Source organism: Streptomyces fulvorobeus (assembly GCF_013167895.1).
Lineage (GTDB): Bacteria > Actinomycetota > Actinomycetes > Streptomycetales > Streptomycetaceae > Streptomyces > Streptomyces fulvorobeus.
Genome location: NZ_BLWC01000001.1, coordinates 1,380,169 through 1,400,584 on the forward strand (window position 1 = coordinate 1,380,169; position 20,416 = coordinate 1,400,584).

General features: G+C 70.0%; 14 protein-coding genes. 2 read left to right on the forward strand and 12 right to left on the reverse strand.

The features are described from left to right. Positions 1 to 31: 31 nt before the first annotated feature. A complete protein-coding gene (locus tag Sfulv_RS06175) occupies positions 32 to 1,837 on the forward strand; it encodes a bifunctional metallophosphatase/5'-nucleotidase (RefSeq protein ID WP_173312485.1) in 1,806 nt (601 codons plus the stop codon). A 68-nt stretch (positions 1,838 to 1,905) separates the two neighbouring features. On the opposite strand, the gene Sfulv_RS06180 is transcribed toward Sfulv_RS06175, so the two are convergent. From Sfulv_RS06180 to Sfulv_RS06200, 5 genes are all read right to left on the reverse strand, one after another. Continuing rightward, positions 1,906 to 3,336: a lysine N(6)-hydroxylase/L-ornithine N(5)-oxygenase family protein gene (locus Sfulv_RS06180; RefSeq protein ID WP_173312488.1), complete on the reverse strand. Its 1,431-nt coding sequence runs from the start codon at positions 3,334 to 3,336 to the stop codon at positions 1,906 to 1,908. Beyond that, positions 3,333 to 4,733: a pyridoxal phosphate-dependent decarboxylase family protein gene (locus Sfulv_RS06185; RefSeq protein WP_173312491.1), complete on the reverse strand. Its 1,401-nt coding sequence runs from the start codon at positions 4,731 to 4,733 to the stop codon at positions 3,333 to 3,335. Before Sfulv_RS06185 ends, Sfulv_RS06180 begins: the two co-directional genes overlap by 4 nt. A 208-nt stretch (positions 4,734 to 4,941) precedes the next feature. After that, the gene (pepN, locus tag Sfulv_RS06190; RefSeq protein ID WP_173312494.1) at positions 4,942 to 7,446 is read right to left on the reverse strand and encodes an aminopeptidase N; all 2,505 of its coding nucleotides are present in this window, start codon (positions 7,444 to 7,446) and stop codon (positions 4,942 to 4,944) included. Positions 7,447 to 7,534: 88 nt separating this feature from the next. Next, complete coding sequence (locus Sfulv_RS06195) at positions 7,535 to 7,861, reverse strand: chorismate mutase (RefSeq protein ID WP_173312497.1); 327 nt, start codon at positions 7,859 to 7,861, stop codon at positions 7,535 to 7,537. A 244-nt stretch (positions 7,862 to 8,105) separates the two neighbouring features. Further along, positions 8,106 to 8,879, reverse strand: a complete 774-nt coding sequence (locus Sfulv_RS06200) for a S1 family peptidase (protein WP_173312501.1) — start codon at positions 8,877 to 8,879, stop codon at positions 8,106 to 8,108. Positions 8,880 to 9,109: 230 nt separating this feature from the next. Between Sfulv_RS06200 and Sfulv_RS06205 the strand changes: the two genes are divergently transcribed. After that, on the forward strand, positions 9,110 to 10,003 hold the full coding sequence (locus Sfulv_RS06205) for a hypothetical protein (RefSeq protein WP_173312504.1): 894 nt from the start codon (positions 9,110 to 9,112) through the stop codon (positions 10,001 to 10,003). 137 nt (positions 10,004 to 10,140) lie between these two features. On the opposite strand, the gene Sfulv_RS06210 is transcribed toward Sfulv_RS06205, so the two are convergent. From Sfulv_RS06210 to gltB, 7 genes are all read right to left on the reverse strand, one after another. Continuing rightward, entirely contained in the window at positions 10,141 to 11,793 is a 1,653-nt protein-coding gene (locus Sfulv_RS06210; RefSeq protein ID WP_173312507.1) for a DEAD/DEAH box helicase, read from the reverse strand. A 166-nt stretch (positions 11,794 to 11,959) separates the two neighbouring features. Then, positions 11,960 to 12,163: a cold-shock protein gene (locus tag Sfulv_RS06215; protein ID WP_015607926.1), complete on the reverse strand. Its 204-nt coding sequence runs from the start codon at positions 12,161 to 12,163 to the stop codon at positions 11,960 to 11,962. Positions 12,164 to 12,459: 296 nt separating this feature from the next. Then, entirely contained in the window at positions 12,460 to 12,945 is a 486-nt protein-coding gene (locus tag Sfulv_RS06220) for a pyridoxamine 5'-phosphate oxidase family protein (RefSeq protein ID WP_173312510.1), read from the reverse strand. 68 nt (positions 12,946 to 13,013) lie between these two features. Then, the gene (locus tag Sfulv_RS06225; protein ID WP_173312513.1) at positions 13,014 to 13,601 is read right to left on the reverse strand and encodes a HutD/Ves family protein; all 588 of its coding nucleotides are present in this window, start codon (positions 13,599 to 13,601) and stop codon (positions 13,014 to 13,016) included. Then, a complete protein-coding gene (locus Sfulv_RS06230; protein WP_173312516.1) occupies positions 13,598 to 13,852 on the reverse strand; it encodes a VWA domain-containing protein in 255 nt (84 codons plus the stop codon). Before Sfulv_RS06230 ends, Sfulv_RS06225 begins: the two co-directional genes overlap by 4 nt. A gap of 201 nt (positions 13,853 to 14,053) precedes the next feature. After that, entirely contained in the window at positions 14,054 to 15,514 is a 1,461-nt protein-coding gene (locus Sfulv_RS06235) for a glutamate synthase subunit beta (RefSeq protein ID WP_173312519.1), read from the reverse strand. Then, positions 15,507 to 20,075 carry a glutamate synthase large subunit gene (gene gltB / locus Sfulv_RS06240; RefSeq protein ID WP_173312522.1) on the reverse strand — a complete coding sequence of 1,523 codons (4,569 nt, stop codon included), beginning with the start codon at positions 20,073 to 20,075 and terminating at the stop codon, positions 15,507 to 15,509. The genes Sfulv_RS06235 and gltB overlap by 8 nt, the downstream gene beginning before the upstream one ends. Positions 20,076 to 20,416: the final 341 nt, after the last annotated feature.

The following is a 20,416-nucleotide window of genomic DNA, read 5'->3' on the forward strand; positions in this document are numbered from 1 at the left end:
GCGCGTTGCCCGATCGAACGAGGAGTCAAGGATGCCGTTGAACCGTAGGACGTTTCTGGGCCGTTCGGCTGCCGCCGGTGCGGGTGCGGCGATGGCGGGCGGTGCTGTCGCGGGGCAGGCGGCGGCCGTGGAGCCGGTGGGCCGGCGTCGTCCGGCGAAGCGGTACTCCTTCACCGTGATGGGGACGACCGATCTGCATGGCAACGTCTTCAACTGGGACTACTTCACGGACAAGGAGTTCGACGACAAGGCGCACAACGATGTGGGTCTGGCGAAGATATCGACGTTGGTCGACCGGGTCAGGGAGAAGCGTGGGCGGCACAACACGCTGCTGATCGACGCGGGCGACACGATTCAGGGCACTCAGCTCTCGTACTACTACGCGAAGGTCGATCCGATCACGGCGCGGCGTGGGCCGGTGCATCCGATGGCGCAGGCGATGAACGCGATCGGTTATGACGCGGCGGCGCTCGGCAATCATGAGTTCAACTACGGGATTCCGGTGCTGCGGAAGTTCGAGGAGCAGTGTGATTTTCCGCTGCTGGGTGCGAACGCGCTGGATGCGAAGACGTTGCGGCCGGCTTTTGCACCGTATGTGATCAAGAGGCTTCGTACGCCGTACGGGCGTGATGTGCGGGTGGCGGTGCTGGGGTTGACGAATCCGGGGATCGCGATCTGGGACAAGGCTCATGTGGGCGGGAAGATGGTGTTTCCGGGTCTTGAGGAGCAGGCGGCGCACTGGGTTCCGAGGTTGCGGTCGATGGGTGCGGATGTGGTGATCGTGTCGGCGCATTCGGGGTCGAGTGGTACGTCGTCGTACGGGGATCAGTTGCCCTATGTGGAGAACGCGGCGGGTCTGGTGGCGGAGCGGGTCGCGGGTATCGACGCGATTCTGGTGGGGCACGCGCACGCGGAGATTCCTGAGCATTTCGTGACGCATGTGGGGACCGGGAAGCGGGTGGTGTTGTCGGAGCCGTTGAAGTGGGGGCAGCGGTTGACGTTGTTCGACTTCGAGCTGGTGTGGGAGGGGGGCCGTTGGTCGGTGGAGGGGGTCGGGGCTTCGGTGCTGAACTCCAACGAGGTGGCGGAGGACCGGAAGATCACTTCGTTGCTCGGTGACGAGCACGCGAAGGTGGTGGCGTATGTGAATCAGGTGATCGGTACGTCGGTGGTGGCGATGTCGACGGCCCAGGCGCCGTGGAAGGACGAGCCGATCATCGATCTGATCAATGAGGTGCAGACGGAGACGGTGCGGGCGGGGCTGGCGGGTGGTGAGTACGCGGGGTTGCCTGTGCTGTCGCAGGCGTCGTGTTTCTCGCGTACGGCGGGTGTTCCGGAGGGTGAGGTGACGATCCGGGATGCGGCGGGGTTGTATCCGTTCGAGAACACGCTTGAGGCGCGGTTGTTGACGGGTGCGCAGTTGAAGGACTACTTGGAGTATTCGGCGCGGTATTTCGTGCAGACGGCTGCGGGCGCTGTGGTGGACACGTCGAAGTTGACGAATGCGGGTGGCACGCCGGATTACAACTATGACGCGGTTTCGGGGGTGTCGTATGACATCGACATCGCGAAGCCGGTGGGTGCGCGGATCGTGGATCTGTCGTTCGAGGGTGTGGCGGTCGATCCGGCGGCGTGGTTCGTTTTGGCGGTGAACAATTACCGGGCGGGCGGGGGCGGTAATTTTCCGCATGTGCCGGGTGCGAAGCAGGTGTGGGCGGATTCGGACGAGATCCGCAACACGATCATCAACTGGGTGAAGGCGAAGGGGTCGGTGGATCCGGCGGGGTTCGCTTCGGTGGGCTGGCGGTTGACGCGGGATGGTGTGCCGGTGTTCTGAGGGCTGTCCTGTGATGGAGCGGCCGTTCCCTGTGGGCAGGGGGCGGCCGCTTCTGTCTGTGGGGGGGGTCAGTTGGTCTGGACGAGGGGGGTGAGGACGGGGCTCGGGGTGGGGATTCGGGGGTTGTGGGCGGGGTTGAGGCCAAAGGTGGTGAAGGCGGTGCGGTTGGGGAGGGGGTAGGGGGTGGTGCCGGTGAGGTCGTTGAGGATGGTGGCGCTGCGCCAGGCGGCGAGGCCGAGGTCGGGGGCGCCGACGCCGTGGGTGTGGCGTTCGGCGTTCTGGACGTAGACGTGGCCGGTGACGGTGGGGTCGAGGACGAGGCGGAAGTGGTCGTCGATGCGGGGGCGTGCGGAGGCGTCGCGGCGCAGGTAGGGGTCGAGGCCATTGAGGAGGTTGTCGAGGGGGCGTTCGCGGTAACCGGTGGCGAGGACGACGGCGTCGGTGGTGAGGCGGGAGCGGGTGCCTTGCTGGGTGTGTTCGAGGTGGAGTTCGACGCGGGTGGTGGCGACGCGGCCTGCGGTGCGTACGCGGACGCCGGGGGTGAGGGTGGTGTCGGGCCAGCCGCCGTGGAGGGTGCGTCGGTAGAGCTCGTCGTGGATGGCGGCGATGGTGTCGGCGTCGATGCCTTTGTGGAGTTGCCATTGGCGGGGGATGAGTTCGTCGCGTACGGATTCGGGGAGTGCGTGGAAGTAGCGGCTGTAGTCGGGGGTGAAGTGTTCGAGGCCGAGTTTGGAGTACTCCATGGGGGCGAAGGCGGCGGTGCGGGCGAGCCAGTGGATTTTTTCGGCTCCGGCGGGGCGGGCGCGCAGGAGGTCGAGGAAGATTTCGGCGCCTGACTGGCCGGAGCCGATCACGGTGATGTGGGGGGCTTTGAGGAGGTGTTCGCGGTGGTGGAGGTAGTCCGCGGAGTGGATGACGGGGGCGGATTCGGCTTCGGCGAGGGGTTTGAGGGGGTCGGGGATGAAGGGTTCGGTGCCGACGCCGATGGCGACGTTGCGGGTGTGGGCGCGGCCGAGGGCTCTGGCTTCGCCGTGGGTGTCGATTTGGGTGAAGTCGACTTCGAAGAGGGCGTGTTCGGTGTTCCAGCGGACGGCGTCGACCTGGTGGCCGTAGTGGAGTCCGGGGAGCCGGTCGCTGACCCAGCGGCAGTAGGAGTCGTATTCGGTGCGTTGGATGTGGAAGCGCTCGGCGAAGTAGAAGGGGTAGAGGCGGTCCTGGTCGCGTAGGTAGTTGAGGAAGGACCAGGGGCTGGCGGGGTCGGCGAGGGTGACGAGGTCGGCGAGGAAGGGGACTTGGAGGGTGGCGCCGTCGATGAGGAGGCCGGGGTGCCAGTGGAAGGCGGGGCGTTGTTCGTAGAAGGCGGTGGTGAGGGGCTGGTGGTGTCCGGGGGTGGCGGGTACGCCGTGGGCGAGGGCGGCGAGGGAGAGGTTGAAGGGGCCGATGCCGATGCCGACGAGGTCGTGTGGCTGGTCGGGTTCGGGTGTGGGCCTGTCGGTCATCGGGGTGTGCTGCCTTCCGCGAGGGCGTCTGTGACGGTGGTGACGAGGTCGATGAGGGTGTGGAGGTCGTCGGGGGTGGTGTGGGGGTTGAGGAGGGTGGCTTTCAGCCAGCGGCGGCCCTGGGCTTCGGCGCGGCCGAGTACGGCGTGGCCGCGGTTGAGGAGGGTGCGGCGGATGGTGGCGACGGTGTGGTCGGAGGCGCCGGTGGGGCGGAAGAGGACGGTGCTGATGGTGGGGCGGTCGTAGAGGTCGAGGGTGGGGTGGGTGGTGATGAGGTCGGCGAGGTGGTGGGCGGTGGCGATGGTGCGGTCGATGAGGTCGGCGAGTCCGGTGCGGCCGAGTGCCTGGAGGGTGACGGCGATTTTGAGGGCGTCGGGTCTGCGGGTGGTGCGCAGGGAGCGGCCGAGGAGGTCGGGGAGGCCGGCTTCGGTGTCGTCGTCGGCGTTGAGGTAGGGGGCGTGGTGGTGGAGTGGGTCGAGGTGGTGGTGGTCGGGGACGGCGAGGAGTGAGGCGGAGGCGGGTTGCCAGCCGAGTTTGTGCAGGTCGAAGGTGACGCTGTGGGCGCGGTCGAGGCCGTGGAGTGTGCCGCGGTGGGTGGGGCTGAAGAGGAGTGGTCCGCCGTAGGCGGCGTCGATGTGGAGTTCGGCGCCGTGGGTGGTGCAGAGGTCGGCGATGGCGTCGATGGGGTCGATCTGTCCGGTGTCGGTGGTGCCGGCGGTGGCGGTGACGAGGAGGGGGTGGTGGTGAAGGCGGGTGAGGGTTTCGTCGAGTGCGGTGAGGTCGATGACGCCTGTGGGGGCGGGGATGACGGTGGGTTCGGGGAGTCCGAGGAGCCAGGTGGCGCGGTGGATGCTGTGGTGGGCGTTGGCTCCGCGGATGGTCTGTACGGGGCCGTGGCGTTCGCGGGCGAGGAGAAGGGCGAGTTGGTTGGCTTCGGTGCCGCCGGTGGTGATGACGGCGTCTGGTGTGGTGGCGTGGGGGTAGATCTCGGCGGCGAGTGCGGCGGTGAGGTCGGTTTCGAGGGTGGAGGCGGCGGGGGCCTGGTCCCAGGAGTCCATGGAGGGGTTGAGTGCGCTGGCGGCGAGGTCGGCGGCGGCGGCGAGTGCGAGGGGTGGGGTGTGGAGGTGGGCGGCGCAGTGGGGGTGTGCGGGGTCTGCGGCGCCTTCGGCGAGTGCGGTGACGAGGGTGCGCAGGGCGTGTTCGGCGCCGACTCCGGTGTGCGGGATGAGGGGGTGGCCTGTGGTGCGCATGCGGGCGGTGGTGGTGTGGGGTCCGCCTGCGGGCAGGGGGCCGCCGCGCCGGTCCGCTCCTTGCTGGAGGGCGTCGAGGACCGTGTCGAGGAGGGGGCGCAGGGCGGCGGGGCCTGCGGTGCCTCCGGCGAGGGGTGGGGTGGGCATGGGTGGTGGGCCCTTCGGGTGCGCGGGGGTGGACATGCCAGCTTGTCCGGGTTTCGTGCGGCGCGGCCGAAGAGCTCAACGATTCGGACTCTAAAGGGGTACTGCTGGTCGGTCGGGTCCGTTTGCCGGGGGTTCGCCTGCTATGGGTGTGCCCGGTCGCCCTTGGGGAGGGGCGGCCGGGCACGGGTGGGGGGTGGGGCGGGGTGGGTCAGTGGGTGTCGCGGACGGTGAGGGCGCGGCGGAGGTCGTCGAGCTGGTCGGTGAGTTTGCGGCGCAGGGCGGGGGTGAGGGTCTGGTCGTCGAGGGCGCGGGTGCCGAGGTCGAGGCTCGGGGTGTCGACGGTGGTGGCGGGGAAGGCGTAGCGTCCGGCTGCTTCGGCGATGGCGGGGCCGCGGCGCAGGGCGAGGGCGGTCGCCGCGGGGTAGTAGCGGGGTACGTACTCGCGTACGAGTTCGTCCTGTTCGGGTTGCCAGAAGCCTTGGGCGGTGGCGGTGAAGAGGTAGTTGGAGAGGGTGTCGTCGCCGAACATGGCGTGCCAGGCGGCGGCTTTGGCTTCGGGGGTGGGGAGGGCGGCCCGGCAGCGGGCGGCGCCTTCCTGTCCGGTGGCGCTGGGGTCCTGGGCGAGTTCGGCGTCGATGGTGGCCTGGTCGGTGGCGCCGAGGACGGCGAGGCGGGTGAGGATGCGCCAGCGGAGTTCGGGGTCGAGTTCGGGTCCGCCGGGGACGGTGCCGCCGGTGAGCCAGTCCTGGATGCAGTCGGGCTGGGTGGCGGCGTCGATGAAGTGGCGTACGGCGATGAGGCGCAGGCCGGGTGCGGAGCCGTCCTCGGTGCGGCGGATCAGGTCGCGGCAGATGGTGGTGAGGGTGGCGAGGGCGGTGGGGCGGTGCTCGGGAGCCAGGTAGCGGTCGGTGATGTGGAGGGCGGCGAAGGAGAGGACTCCCTGGACGACGGCGAGGTCGGATTCGTGCGGGAGGTGGGTGCGGGCTGCGGCCAGGTAGGCGGCGGGGGCGAGTTCGCCGTCGCGGACCATGTCGCGTGCGGTGTTCCAGAGGAGGGCGCGGGTCAGCGGGTCGGGGATGCCGGAGAGGGAGCGCAGGGCGGTTTCCCAGGACTCGGGGTCGAGGCGGATCTTGGCGTAGGTGAGGTCGTTGTCGTTGAGGACGAGGAGGGCGGGGCGGCGGCCGGGCAGCGGGGCGGCGCTCTCGCTCTGGGGGACGTCGAGTTCGAAGCGTTCGCGCAGGACGAGCCGGTCGGGTCCTGACTGGGTGTCCAGGGTGTGCTCGTAGGCGCCGACGGTGATGCGGTGGGGGCGGCTGCCGTCGTGGTCGACGGTGAGGGTCCACCGGCCGTCGCTCTCGCTGACCTGGGCGGTGAGGGTGTCGATGCCGGTGGTGCGCAGCCAGTGTCCGGCCCAGGCGTGGACGTCGCGGTCGGTGGCGGAGGCGAGGTTGTCGATAAAGTCGGCGAGGGTGGCGTTGGCGAATTTGTGGCGGGCGAAGTGGGTGTTGATGCCGGCGAGGAAGTCCTTCTCGCCGAGCCAGGCGACGAGCTGGCGCAGGGCGGACGCGCCCTTGGCGTAGCTGATGCCGTCGAAGTTGAGGAGGGCGGACGCGGTGTCGGGGACGGCGTCGGGGTCGGGGGCGACGGGGTGGGTGGAGGGGCGCTGGTCGGCGTCGTAGCCCCAGCCCTTGCGGGCGACGCCGAACTCGACCCAGGTGTCGGTGAAGCGGGTGGCTTCGGCGAGGGTCTGGTAGCCCATGTACTCGGCGAAGGACTCGTTGAGCCAGATGTCGTCCCACCAGGAGAGGGTGACGAGGTCGCCGAACCACATGTGGGCCATCTCGTGGGAGATGACCATGGCGCGGGTCTGGCGTTCGGTGTCGGTGACGGCGGAGCGGTAGACGAACTCGTCGCGGAAGGTGACGAGGCCGGGGTTCTCCATGGCGCCCGCGTTGAATTCGGGGACGAATGCCTGGTCGTACGAGTCGAAGGGGTAGGGCTCGTCGAACTTCTCGTGGTACCGGTCGAAGCAGGCGCGGGTGATGTCGAGGATCTCGTCGGCGTCGGCGTCGAGATAGGGGGCGAGGGAGCGGCGGCAATGGATGCCGAAGGGCAGTCCGGCGTGTTCGGTGGTGATCGAGTACCAGGGGCCGGCGGCGACGGCGACGAGGTAGGTGGAGATGCGGGGGGTGGGGGCGATGGACCAGCGGCCGTCGCCGGTGTGTTCGGCGGTTCCGTTGCCGAGGACGGTCCAGCCGGTGGGGGCGGTGACGGTGATCTCGAAGACGGATTTGAGGTCGGGCTGGTCGAACGCGGCGAAGACGCGCTGGACGTCGTCCATGAAGAGCTGGGTGTAGAGGTATGTCTCACCGTCGGTGGGGTCGGTGAAGCGGTGCATGCCTTCGCCGGTGCGGCTGTAGCGCATGGCGGCGTCGGCGCGCAGTTCGTGCGGGCCCTCGGTGAGTGCGGTGAGGGGGTAGCGGCTGTCGACGAGGAGGTCCGGGTCGAGGGGGTGTCCGTCCAGCGTGAGGGAGCGCAGGGTGGCGGGCTTGAGCTCGACGAACGTGTCTCCGGCCGCGTGGGCGGTGAAGTGGATGACGGTGCGGGAGTCGAAGGTCTCCTCGCCGGTGGTGAGATCGAGGTCGATCGTGTACCTGTGTACGTCGAGGAGCTGGGCTCGGGTCTGCGCTTCGCTGCGCGTCAGTACGGACATGCGCCCATGCTGCCGTACGCGTGCGAGGGTGTGCAGCCGGGTTCCCGCAGAGCTGGGTGCGGGGGTGGGTGGTCCGGTGGGGCCGGGTTCAGGTGGTGTCGCCGTTCGCTGACTCCTCGGCGATCCGTTCGTGGTGGCGGATGACTTCGGCCACGACGAAGTTGAGGAGTTTCTCGGCGAACGCGGGGTCGAGTTTCGCGCTTTCGGCGAGTTGGCGCAGCCGGGCGATCTGGCGGCCTTCGCGGGCGGGGTCGGCGGGCGGCAGCTGGTGCTGGGCCTTGAGGTGGCCGACCTGCTGGGTGCATTTGAAGCGTTCGGCGAGCATGTGGACGACTGCGGCGTCGATGTTGTCGATGCTCTCACGCAGCCGGTTCAGTTCGGCGCGTACGGACTCGTCGATGTCGCTCGTGGTCATGGTCAGGGAGCTTAAACGAGAGGTGTCGTCCGGTGGGGGCCGATGGGTGTGTGCAATGGGGTATCCGGCCGCCCGGGACACTGCACTGACCGGCTGTACGTGCCGGTCCGGTGCTGCCGGCCGGTTCCGGCGGGGTGCGGGTGCCGGAACCGGGGGCGTGGGCGTCCTGTTGGTGGAGCTGGGCCCGGGGGCGCGGGTGTGACCGGCGCCCCCGGGGGTGGTCAGTGGTGACCGGGCTGAGGGGTCAGAGTGTGGCCGCCGCGGATGCGATGGCGGAGGCGAAGGTCGAGACCTCGGTGTACACACCCGGGGAGCCGGCCCGTGCGCAGCCGTCGCCCCAGCTGACGATGCCGACCTGGAGCCAGGCTCCGGCGTTGTCCTTGCGGAACATGGGGCCGCCGGAGTCGCCCTGGCAGGTGTCGACGCCACCGGTGGCGAGGTATCCGGCGCAGATCTCCTCGGCGGGGACGAGGGAGCCGCCGTACGCGGCCTGGCAGTTGGCGTCGGAGACGAAGGGCACGTTGGCCTTGAGGAGGTAGCGCTGCTGGCTGCCGCCCTCGGTGGCGGCGCCCCACCCGGCGACGGTGAAGGTGCCCTGGTTGTAAGCGGTGGTCGTGGCGATCTTCAGGGTCGGCTGGTTGACGGGCGCGGCGAGTTTGATCAGTGCCCAGTCCTTGCCCGTGCCGTTGTAGCCGGGGGCCCTGAGGACCTTGGTCGACCTGACCTTGACGGCGGAGGACGACTGGAGGTCGACGACGCCCGTGGTGGCGACGATGGAGGTGTTGCTGCCCGAGCCGTTCACGCAGTGGGCGGCGGTCAGGACGATGTCCTTGGCGTAGAGGGCGCCGCCGCAGCCCATGGAGAGCCGGACCATGAAGGGGAACTCGCCCTGGGCGGCGCGGGTTCCGCCGACGACGGGGGTGGGGGCGGCGGAGGCGGTGGGCTGGAGGCTGACGGTGGCGAGGGCCACGGCGGCTATGACGGCGCATCTTTTCAGCGCGCGTAGAAGCTGCTTCACGGACTGCCTTCTTTCGTGGGTGCGTGGAGGGTGGCACGCCGGAGCCGGAGTCCTGCCACAGGCAGTTCTCGACATGAACCCGACAAGGGCGTGAGGGGATTATCGGGAAGTGATCACCGCGTCCACAAGGCATACTTTCCAGCCACGCCCGCCGGGTGCACGGCGGCCGGCGGGCGCGCCTGGCGGCATACAGTGGAACTCCGCCGAGCGTTACGGATGGGGGTGCCGGCGTGCGTGAGGGCAGTCCGGTGGTCCACGGGTTCCCGCATATCGACACCGTCCGGCGCGCGATCACCGCGCTGTACCGGCGGATCTCCCGCGACGGTGTGCACGCGTACGCCACGAGCCTGGTACCCGCCGACGCGGCCTTCTCCGACGTGGACGACGCGCGTGCGGGGGCCCAGCGGGTGGCGCACGCGATGGTCCAGCACCTGAGGCTGCCGGATGCGCGCATGATCGTCGGCTTCCGGCGGATGGACCACGCCGCGAGCGTCGAACTGGCGGCGGGGCCCGAGTACTTCATCGAGCTCAACGACCGGTTCCGCACACACCGCCGGGACATCGGTGCCGCGCTGGCGCACGAGGTCACGCACGTCCTGCTGCACCGGCTGGGACTGGAGTTCCCCGGCACGCGCGACAACGAGATCCTGACCGACACGGTGGCCGCGTACCTCGGGGCGGGCTGGCTGCTGCTCGACGCCTTCCGTGAGGACGCGACGTCCAGCCAGAAGCTCGGCTATCTCACACCGGAGGAGTTCGGATACGTCCTGGCGAAGCGGGCGCTGGTCTTCGACGAGGACCCCTCGCCGTGGTTCACCAGCCCGCAGGCGTACACGGCGTACACGAAGGGGCGGGAACTGGCCCTGCGCGACGGGCGGCAGCCGCCGCTGACGGAGGCGGGGTGGGCGGGCCGGCGCCGTTACGCGAAGGAGCGGCGGTACGCGCGCGAGCACCCGGGAGCCGTCGCGGACCCGGCCGCCCCGTACGCGTTCGAGGGCGGTGGTGCGGGACTGCGGGTGTCGTTCGGCTGCCCCACGTGCCACCAGCGCCTGAGGATGCCGGTACGGGGGCGGGTGCGGGTGCGCTGCGGGGTGTGCCGGATGGTGCTGGAGTGCGATACGTGAAAAAGGGGCGGGCGCCTGGCCCGACCCCTTCGCCCTCCCCCGCCGGACGGGCTCGTCCGGCCCGACCGTGTGCGGGGCGAGCCCCGCGAGCGGGGACGGAGCGGGACCAGGTGGCCGGTCACCGCTCCGTCGTCGTACTACGCCGCCCGGCGACCGCGCGAGGCGGAGCCACCACGGCCGGCTCCGGCCGCACGGCCCGCACCACCGGAACGGCCCGCCCCGGCGCCCCGGGACTCACCGCCACCGCGTGCGGACCCCGCACCACCGGTACGCGCCTCGCCACCGGTGCCACCGGCGCCACCCGCACCACCCGCACCACCGCGGCGCCCGCGGCCCCGGGTCCCGGCTCGGAATCCGCCGGACGTCGCGCCCGCCGCGCCGCCGGCTGACCGTGTGCGCGGCTTCGGCTGGGCCTGCTGCGGAACCTCGATGACGATCGCGATACCGGAGGGCTCGCGGGCCCCCGTGATCCGGACCAGTTCCTCGTCGCTCGACTTGATGCGGGTGGTGTGCGGGGCGATGCCCGCGTCCTGCATCAGCCGCGTCATCTCGCGCTTCTCCTCGGGCAGCACCAGCGTGACGACGCTGCCTGACTCCCCGGCACGTGCCGTGCGCCCGCCGCGGTGGAGGTAGTCCTTGTGATCGGTGGGCGGGTCCACGTTGACGACCAGGTCGAGGTCGTCGACGTGGATGCCACGGGCTGCCACGTTGGTCGCCACGAGCGCGGTGACCTCGCCGGTCTTGAACTGGTCCAGCGTCCGGTTGCGCTGCGGCTGGGACCGGCCGCCGTGCAGGGCGGCGGCCCTGACACCGCTGGCGAGCAGGCGCTTGGCGAAGCGGTCGGCGGCGCGCTTGGTGTCGACGAACATGATCACGCGGCCCTGGCGGGCGGCGATCCTGAGGGCGACGGCCTTCTTGTCGGTCTCGTCCATGACATGCAGCACGTGGTGCTCCATGGTGGTGACCGCACCGGCCGACGGGTCGACGGAGTGCACGACCGGGTCGGTGAGGAACATCTTCACCAGGCGGTCGATGTTCTTGTCCAGGGTCGCGGAGAACAGCATCCGCTGACCGTCCGGCTCGACCTGCTTGAGCAGGGCGACGACCTGCGGCATGAAGCCCATGTCGGCCATCTGGTCGGCCTCGTCGAGGACGGTGATCGCGACCTCGTCGAGACGGCAGTCGCCGCGCTCGATGAGGTCCTTGAGGCGGCCCGGCGTGGCGACGAGCACCTCGGCACCACGGCGCAGCGTGCCGGACTGCTTGCTGATCGACATACCGCCGACGACGGTGGCGAGCCGCAGGTTCACGGCCGTGGCGTACGGCGTGAGGGCGTCACTGACCTGCTGGGCGAGCTCACGGGTCGGCACGAGGACCATCACCAGCGGCGCGCGCGGCTCGGCGCGGCGGCCGGCGGTGCGGGCCAGCAGGGCCAGGCCGAAGGCGAGCGTCTTGCCGGAACCGGTGCGGCCGCGGCCGAGGATGTCCCGGCCGGCCAGCGAGTTCGGCAGGGTGGCGCCCTGGATGGGGAACGGCTCGGTGACGCCCTGCGCGGTGAGCGTCTTGAGCAGTGCTGCGGGCATGTCCAGCTCGGCGAACGCCTCGACGGCGGGCAGGGCGGGGGTCATGGATTCCGGCAGGGCGAACTCACCCTGGGGAGCGGGGGCACGGCGCCTGGCCGGTGCCTTGCCGGCTCCCCGGCCGGTTGCCTGTGCCTGGACCGGGCCACGTCCCCGGGTCGGACGGGTGGTGCGGGTGGCCGGTCGGTCCTGGCGTTCGGAGCGGGTCATACGGAATTGCCCTCCTGGGGGATTCCTGGGTTACTGCGGACTGCTTGGTGGACTGCTTGATGTGCGCCCCAGGATGCAGCACAAAGCGGGATGTCCCGGAGACAGCACAAACCGGGGCCCGCACCTTCACGGTGCGGGCCCCGGTCGCGAGGTACGCGTCCGGCGATCAGGCCGGGACGATGTTCTCCGCCTGCGGGCCCTTCTGGCCCTGCGTGACGTCGAAGGAGACCTTCTGGCCCTCCTGGAGCTCACGGAAGCCCTGGGTGGCGATGTTCGAGTAGTGGGCGAAGACGTCGGCGCCGCCGCCGTCCTGCTCGATGAAGCCGAAGCCCTTTTCCGAGTTGAACCACTTCACGGTTCCAGTAGCCATGTCGATCTCCTAAAATAGGTGCAGTGCCGGAAATCCGCACTTTACGAATTCCAAGTCGCCGCATTGAGCCCCACCCGGAGAAAGCCGGAAAACAATAAAGCGCCTGAGGAAGCATTCCCGTCAGGCGCACATAAAGTTCATGGGTACCAAAACTGCAACTGGACCACCGTAGCACGTCATCTCGCTCTGCGGGAGTCCTTGTGGATCACGCCACATCGAGCGGCGGGGAACGCGGGAAGGCGCCCCCCACGGAGCCGCCCGATGATCGTCGGTGCGGCTCCCAGGGGGCTGCGCTCTCACCCGTCGTTGGTCCGGCGGACCGTGCGCAGGGGGTGCCCCGGGCGCCACACCCGTACCACCAGGGTGTCACCGCCCTCCAGGCCCGTGTGGACCACCTCGGTCAGCTCCGTACGGAACAGGTGGAACGGCACCGGCGGGCTCGCGTCCTCGATGAACCGCGCCAGCGTCGCCGGGTCGGTCACCTCGGCCGCGCGCCCGGAGATCCGGACATCGCCGTCCGCCATCTCCGCGCCGGCTCCCGGGTTGGCCTGCACCGCGAACCTGGGGTCGCGCCGCAGGTCCAGCGCCTTGCGCGAGTTCGGCATCATGCCGAGCAGCAGCTCGTCGTAGCGGAAGTCCACCTCCAGGCCGGTGACCCGGGGCGAGCCGTCCTTGCGGAGGGTCGCCAGGACATGGTGCCGGTACAGCTGGAAGCGCTTTCGCACGGTCTCGGCGAACGCCGGTTCCGCCGTCCTGAAATCTGCCCACGAACTCGATGTCATGAGACCAGGGAACACGGGATACCCGACATCTTCTGTCCGGTTTCCCGAGCGTCACCGGGGCGGACGCCCTACGGGGTGCCGGGGGCGTAGCGGCTCACCGGTGCGAGGGTGACGACCAGGGCGGAGCCCATCGTCCTGAGCACGCCCGGGGACCCGTCCGTGGACAGGACCGCGTCGTAGCGGTCCAGCTCGATCCCGGTGCCGTCCACGGCCGCGCCGTCCTCCAGGGCCAGGGCGAGGACCGCGCCGCCGGCCGGTGGCATCAGCAGGACCGTGCCGCGGACGACCGCGGTCGCCGCCCGCGTACGGGATCGGCGGTACATCACGTTGACGTTGACGACCGGGCCGCCGAGGAGGTGGCCGACGGTCTCCCGGTCGCCGGGGAAGTCGTACGGCCAGAGGGGCTCGTCCACGATGTGGTGTTCCCCGCCCACCAGCAGGTCCATGCCCTCGCCCCCGACGACGGTCAGGGTGCGGTCGACCCCCGGGAAAACGGAGAAGGGCCCGTCATCGGCGACGTCCGCCAGGCTGATCCGCCAGTCGAAGGCATCCGAGCCGGCGTCCTCGGGCCATACGGCGATCTCCCGGGTGACTCCCCCGCCGTTCCTCCAGGGCACGGGCGGGCGGCCGGCCGCCCGCAGTACACGCGGCGTCATCGGACGCTCCCCCGCGCCGTGGCCGCCGTCAGCCAGTGCGGGAACTCTCCGGCAAGCCGGTCGTACGGTTCCGCGTCGGGCACCTGCCGCGGATCGTCTCCCGCGCGGAAGGAGCCCGCGTTGTCCACCGGGCGCCTGGCGGGTACGGCGGGGTCGTCGAGTGCGCGCAGGGAGTCGAACCGGGAGCTCCGCTTGTTGCCGGAGCCGATGGACCGCATGGCCGGGCCTGGGGGTGTGGGCGGGCCGGTCATGGCGGTCTCCGTTCTGCGGTCTGCCGACGTCTGAGAGTAGGTCACGCCGGGACCCCCGCTCCGCCCGGCCGCCTCGCTGCCGCACGGTGCCCGACGCCCCCGGGACGCGCCACGGCGCCCACCAGAGTCCGGTCGGGGACAGGGCAGGCGCCGCGTTCAGTTCCGTACGCCGTTGTACGGGACGTCTTTTGTGTGCCGCGATCAGACCGTCAGTGAACGGTCCGTCGGGCGGATCGGGGCCGGCAGTGCGCTGGTCCCGGTCAGGTACCGGTCCACACCGCGTGCCGCGGAGCGGCCCTCGGCGATGGCCCAGACGATCAGTGACTGGCCTCGGCCCGCGTCTCCGGCGACGAACACGCCGTCGACGTTGGTCGCGTACTCCCCGTCCCGTGCCACGTTACCCCGCTCGTCGAGGTCGAGGCCGAACTGGTGGACGAGGCCGTTGGCCTGGTCGGTTCCGGTGAAGCCCATGGCCAGGGTGACGAGCTGGGCGGGGATGCGCCGCTCGGTCCCGGGCTTCTGCTCCAGCTTACCGCCCTTGAACTCCACCTCGACCAGGTGGAGTGCCTGGACGTCGCCGTTCTCGTCGCCCTCGAAGTGGGTGGTCGAGACGGAGTAGACCCGCTCGCCGCCCTCCTCGTGCGCGGAGGTGACCTTGTAGAGCATCGGGAAGGTCGGCCACGGCTGGTTGGCGTTCCGGTCCTCGCCCGGCTTCGGCATGATCTCCAGCTGGGTGACGGAGGCCGCGCCCTGCCGGTGGGCGGTGCCGACGCAGTCGGCGCCGGTGTCGCCGCCGCCGATGACGACGACGTGCTTGCCCTCGGCGGAGATCGGGGAGACCGTCAGGTCGCCCTCCCGCACCTTGTTGGCGAGCGGCAGGTACTCCATCGCGAAGTGCACGCCGTTCAGCTCACGGCCCGGGACGGGCAGGTCGCGGGAGACGGTGGCGCCCGCGGCGATGACGACCGAGTCGTAGCGGCGCCGGAGCTTGGCGGCGTCGATGTCCTTGCCGATCTCCACCTCCGTACGGAACTTGGTGCCTTCCGCGCGCATCTGCTCGATGCGGCGGTTGATGTGCGACTTCTCCATCTTGAACTCGGGGATGCCGTAACGGAGCAGGCCGCCGATGCGGTCGGCGCGCTCGTAGACGACGACCGTGTGGCCGGCCCGGGTCAGCTGCTGGGCGGCGGCCAGACCGGCGGGGCCTGAGCCGATGACGGCCACGGTCTTGCCGGAGAGGCGCTCGGGCGGCTGCGGGGTGACGTCGCCCCGGTCCCACGCCTTGTCGATGATGGAGACCTCGACGTTCTTGATGGTGACGGCCGGCTGGTTGATGCCGAGCACACACGCCGACTCGCACGGAGCGGGGCACAGGCGGCCCGTGAACTCCGGGAAGTTGTTCGTGGCGTGGAGGCGCTCGGACGCGGCCGTCCAGTCCTCGCGGTAGGCGTAGTCGTTCCACTCGGGGATGAGGTTTCCGAGCGGGCAGCCGTTGTGGCAGAACGGGATGCCGCAGTCCATGCAGCGGCCGGCCTGCTTGCTGATGATCGGGAGCAGCGAGCCCGGAACGTAGACCTCGTTCCAGTCCTTGAGCCGTTCGCCGACGGGGCGGGTCTCGGCGACCTCGCGGCCGGTGGTCAGGAAGCCCTTGGGGTCAGCCATTGGTCGCCGCCTCCATCATCTTCTCGGTGGTCTCCTGCTCGGAGAGACCGGCGAGCTCGGCGGCGTCCTTGGCGGCGAGCACTGCCTTGTAGGCGGACGGGATGATCTTGCTGAACCTGGAGGCACCGCCGTCGGAGCGGTCCCACTCGGCGAGCAGCTTCTCGGCGACCGTGGAACCGGTCTCCTCCTGGTGGCGGCGCACCACGTCGTGCAGCCACTGCTTGTCGGTGTCGTCGAGTGTCTCGATGGCGCCGAGGTTGCCGATGTTGACGTTGTCGCGGTCCAGGTCGATGACGTACGCGACGCCGCCGGACATGCCCGCGGCGAAGTTGCGTCCGGTCTCGCCGAGCACGACGGCGTAACCACCGGTCATGTACTCGCAGCCGTGGTCGCCCACGCCCTCGGAGACGACCGTCGCGCCGGAGTTGCGGACGCAGAACCGCTCCCCGGTCCGGCCGCGCAGGAACAGTTCGCCGCTGGTCGCACCGTAGGCGATGGTGTTGCCCGCGATGGTGGAGTACTCGGCGAGGTGGTCGGCGCCGCGGTCCGGGCGGACGATGACGCGCCCGCCGGAGAGGCCCTTGCCGACGTAGTCGTTGGCGTCGCCCTCAAGGCGCAGCGTGACGCCGCGGGGGACGAAGGCGCCGAAGGACTGGCCGGCGGAACCGGTGAAGGTCACGTCGATGGTGTTCTCGGGCAGGCCCGCACCGCCGAACTTCTTGGTGACCTCGTGGCCGAGCATGGTGCCGACCGTCCGGTTGATGTTGCGGATGGCGATCTGCGCCCGGACGGGCTGGGCCGCTTCGGCGCTCTCGGCACCGAGCGCGTCGGCGGCGAGCTTGATCAGTTCGTTGTCGAGTGCCTTGGTGAGGCCGTGGTCCTGCTCGACGACCTGGTGGCGGACCGCGCCCTCGGGCAGTGCCGGCACGTGGAAGAGGGGCTTGAGGTCGAGGCCCTGCGCCTTCCAGTGGGTGACGGCCCGGTCGGTGTCGAGGAGTTCGGCGTGGCCGACTGCCTCCTCGATCGAACGGAAGCCGAGCTCGGCGAGGATCTCGCGGACCTCCTCGGCGATGAACTCGAAGAAGTTGACGATGTACTCGGCTTTGCCGGAGAACCGCTCGCGCAGGACGGGGTTCTGGGTGGCGATGCCGACCGGACAGGTGTCCAGGTGGCAGACGCGCATCATGACGCAGCCGGAGACGACGAGCGGCGCGGTCGCGAAGCCGAACTCCTCGGCGCCCAGCAGCGCGGCGATGACGACGTCGCGGCCGGTCTTGAGCTGTCCGTCGGTCTGGACGACGATGCGGTCGCGCAGGCCGTTGAGGAGAAGGGTCTGCTGGGTCTCGGCGAGGCCGAGCTCCCAGGGGCCGCCCGCGTGCTTGAGCGAGGTGAGCGGGGAGGCGCCCGTGCCGCCGTCGTGGCCGGAGATGAGGACGACGTCCGCGTGTGCCTTGGAGACACCAGCGGCGACCGTGCCGACACCGACCTCGGAGACCAGCTTCACGTGGATGCGGGCCGCCGGGTTGGCGTTCTTGAGGTCGTGGATCAGCTGGGCCAGGTCCTCGATGGAGTAGATGTCGTGGTGCGGCGGCGGGGAGATCAGGCCGACGCCCGGGGTGGAGTGCCGGGTCCTGGCGACCCACGGGTAGACCTTGTGGCCGGGCAGCTGGCCGCCCTCGCCTGGCTTGGCGCCCTGCGCCATCTTGATCTGGATGTCGTCCGCGTTGACCAGGTACTCGCTGGTCACTCCGAAGCGGCCGGAGGCGACCTGCTTGATGGAGGAGCGGCGTGCCGGGTCGTACAGGCGGTCCGCGTCCTCGCCGCCCTCACCGGTGTTGGACTTGCCGCCCAGCTGGTTCATGGCGATGGCGAGGGTCTCGTGCGCCTCGCCGGAGATCGAGCCGTAGGACATGGCTCCGGTCGAGAAGCGCTTGACGATCTCGGAGACGGGCTCGACCTCGTCGACCGGGACCGGCTCGCGGCCCGGTGCGAAGTTGAACAGGCCGCGGAGCGTCATGAGGCGCTCGGACTGCTCGTTCACCCGGCCCGTGTACTGCTTGAAGATGTCGTACCGGCGGTTGCGGGTGGCGTGCTGGAGGCGGAAGACCGTCTCCGGGTCGAACAGGTGGGGTTCGCCCTCCCGGCGCCACTGGTACTCGCCGCCGATCTCCAGCGCGCGGTGCGAGGCCGCGATGCCGGAGGCGGGGTACGCCTTGGTGTGCCGGGCGGCGACCTCCTTGGCGACGACCTCCAGGCCGGCGCCGCCGATCTTGGTCGCGGTGCCGTTGAAGTACTTCGCGACGAACGCCTCGTCCAGGCCGACGGCCTCGAAGACCTGGGCGCCGCGGTAGGAGGCGACGGTCGAGATGCCCATCTTGGACATGACCTTCAGGACGCCCTTGCCGAGCGCGTAGATCAGGTTCCGGATGGCCTGCTCGGCCTCGATGCCCTCGATGAACGTACCGGCGCGGCCGAGGTCCTCGACGGACTCCATCGCCAGGTACGGGTTGACCGCGGCGGCGCCGTAACCGATCAGGAGGGCGACGTGGTGGACCTCGCGGACGTCGCCGGCCTCGACCAGCAGCCCCACCTGGGTGCGCTGCTTGGTGCGGATGAGGTGGTGGTGGACGGCCGAGGTGAGGAGCAGGGAGGGGATCGGCGCGTGTTCGGCGTCGGAGTGCCGGTCGGAGAGGACGACCAGGCGGGCGCCGCTCTCTATGGCGGCGTCGACCTCGTTGCAGATCGCCTCGATCCGGGCGGCGAGGGCGTCGCCGCCGCCGCTGACCCGGTAGAGCCCGGAGAGCGTGGCCGCCTTCAGGCCCGGCATGTCGCCGTCCGCGTTGATGTGGATGAGCTTGGCCAGCTCGTCGTTGTCGATCACCGGGAAGGGCAGCGCGACGCTGCGGCACGCGGCGGCGGTCGGCTCCAGGAGGTTGCCCTGCGGGCCGAGCGTGGAGCGCAGCGAGGTGACGAGCTCCTCGCGGATGGCGTCCAGCGGCGGGTTGGTGACCTGGGCGAAGAGCTGGGTGAAGTAGTCGAAGAGCAGCCGGGGGCGCTCGGAGAGGGCGGCGATCGGCGAGTCCGTGCCCATGGAGCCGAGCGGTTCGCCCGCGGTGCGGGCCATCGGCGCGAGGATGACGCGGAGCTCTTCCTCGGTGTAGCCGAAGGTCTGCTGGCGGCGGGTGACCGAGGCGTGGGTGTGCACGATGTGCTCGCGCTCGGGGAGGTCGGAGAGCTCGATCTCGCCGGTCTCCAGCCACTCCTGGTAGGGCTGCTCGGCGGCGAGGGACGCCTTGATCTCGTCGTCCTCGACGATGCGGTGCTCGGCGGTGTCGACGAGGAACATCTTGCCGGGCTGGAGGCGGCCCTTGCGGACGACCTTGGCGGGGTCGATGTCCAGGACGCCGACCTCGGAGGAGAGGACGACGAGGCCGTCGTCGGTGACCCAGTAGCGGCCGGGGCGCAGACCGTTGCGGTCGAGGACCGCGCCGACCTGGGTGCCGTCGGTGAAGGTGACGCAGGCCGGACCGTCCCAGGGCTCCATCATCGTGGCGTGGTACTGGTAGAAGGCGCGGCGTGCGGGCTCCATCGAGGCGTGGTTCTCCCATGCCTCGGGGACCATCATCAGCACCGAGTGCGGCAGCGAGCGGCCGCCGAGGTGGAGCAGTTCCAGGACCTCGTCGAAGGAGGCCGAGTCGGAGGCGTCCGGGGTGCAGACGGGGAAGATCCGGTCCAGGGTCTCGCCGCTGAAGAGGCTGGAGGCGAGCTGGGACTCGCGGGCCTTCATCCAGTTGCGGTTGCCCTTGACGGTGTTGATCTCGCCGTTGTGCGCGACGAAGCGGTAGGGGTGTGCGAGCGGCCAGCTCGGGAAGGTGTTGGTGGAGAAGCGCGAGTGGACGAGCGCGACGGCGGTGGCGAAGCGGCGGTCGGAGAGGTCCGGGAAGAACGGCTCCAGCTGGCCGGTGGTGAGCATGCCCTTGTAGACGATCGTGCGCGCGGAGAGCGAGGGGAAGTAGACCCCGGCCTCGCGCTCGGCGCGCTTGCGCAGCACGAACGCCTTGCGGTCGAGGACGACACCTGTGCTCGTGCCGTCGGCGACGAAGAGCTGGCGGAACTCGGGCATGGTGAAGCGGGCCCCGTTGCCCAGGAGGTCCGGGGCGACCGGGACGTGGCGCCAGCCCAGGACCGTGAGGCCCTCTTCGGCGGCGATCTCCTCGATCGTGCGGACGGATTCGGAGGAGTCGTCCGCGGGCAGGAAGGCGATTCCGACGGCGTAGGAGCCGGCCTCGGGGAGGTCGAAGGTGACCTCATCGCGCAGGAAGGCGTCCGGGACCTGGAGCAGGATGCCGGCGCCGTCACCGGAGTCGGGCTCGGAACCTGTGGCGCCGCGGTGTTCGAGGTTGCGCAGTACGGTCAGCGCCTGCTCGACCAGCTCATGGCTGGCCACACCGGTCAGAGTGGCCACGAACCCGACGCCACAGGCGTCGTGCTCGTTACGGGGGTCGTACATCCCCTGCTGGGCGGGGCGACCGTCCATGGGCGACCAGGCGTGGATGCGCATCGGCTCTCCCGTCGTCGTCGTGGCATATGCAGTGCCGAGGGACGACGTTGGCCCTCTGCGAAATTTCGTGCAGGTTACATGATGGAACGCTTCTCAAAAAGCGGAAAGTCCGTTCCAGCATGCGGACGCCACGGTGAGCGCGGCGTGGGTGGCTCGCAGTCGGGGCGCACCGCAGTCGGCCGGTACCCGGGGGAGGCCGCGGAGAGCGGGCGTCGTTGCCCACGTGTGTCTGAGCCTCTTCCCCAGTGGTCAGCTAAATGAAACCGCTGGGTAACAGCTACTTACGTGTAGTCCTGTATAGAGGCTGATTTTACGTCGTGGCGGCTCGTTCCGCCCAGTGA

What these genes read in the sequence shown, in the direction of transcription:
- Sfulv_RS06175 (WP_173312485.1), top strand. Translation starts at nt 32, where the DNA reads ATGCCGTTGAACCGTAGGACGTTTCTGGGCCGTTCGGCTGCCGCCGGT.
- Sfulv_RS06180 (WP_173312488.1), bottom strand. Translation starts at nt 3,336, where the DNA reads ATGACCGACAGGCCCACACCCGAACCCGACCAGCCACACGACCTCGTC.
- Sfulv_RS06185 (WP_173312491.1), bottom strand. Translation starts at nt 4,733, where the DNA reads ATGCCCACCCCACCCCTCGCCGGAGGCACCGCAGGCCCCGCCGCCCTG.
- pepN (WP_173312494.1), bottom strand. Translation starts at nt 7,446, where the DNA reads ATGTCCGTACTGACGCGCAGCGAAGCGCAGACCCGAGCCCAGCTCCTC.
- Sfulv_RS06195 (WP_173312497.1), bottom strand. Translation starts at nt 7,861, where the DNA reads ATGACCACGAGCGACATCGACGAGTCCGTACGCGCCGAACTGAACCGG.
- Sfulv_RS06210 (WP_173312507.1), bottom strand. Translation starts at nt 11,793, where the DNA reads ATGACCCGCTCCGAACGCCAGGACCGACCGGCCACCCGCACCACCCGT.
- Sfulv_RS06215 (WP_015607926.1), bottom strand. Translation starts at nt 12,163, where the DNA reads ATGGCTACTGGAACCGTGAAGTGGTTCAACTCGGAAAAGGGCTTCGGC.
- Sfulv_RS06220 (WP_173312510.1), bottom strand. Translation starts at nt 12,945, where the DNA reads ATGACATCGAGTTCGTGGGCAGATTTCAGGACGGCGGAACCGGCGTTC.
- Sfulv_RS06225 (WP_173312513.1), bottom strand. Translation starts at nt 13,601, where the DNA reads ATGACGCCGCGTGTACTGCGGGCGGCCGGCCGCCCGCCCGTGCCCTGG.
- Sfulv_RS06230 (WP_173312516.1), bottom strand. Translation starts at nt 13,852, where the DNA reads ATGACCGGCCCGCCCACACCCCCAGGCCCGGCCATGCGGTCCATCGGC.
- Sfulv_RS06235 (WP_173312519.1), bottom strand. Translation starts at nt 15,514, where the DNA reads ATGGCTGACCCCAAGGGCTTCCTGACCACCGGCCGCGAGGTCGCCGAG.
- gltB (WP_173312522.1), bottom strand. Translation starts at nt 20,075, where the DNA reads ATGCGCATCCACGCCTGGTCGCCCATGGACGGTCGCCCCGCCCAGCAG.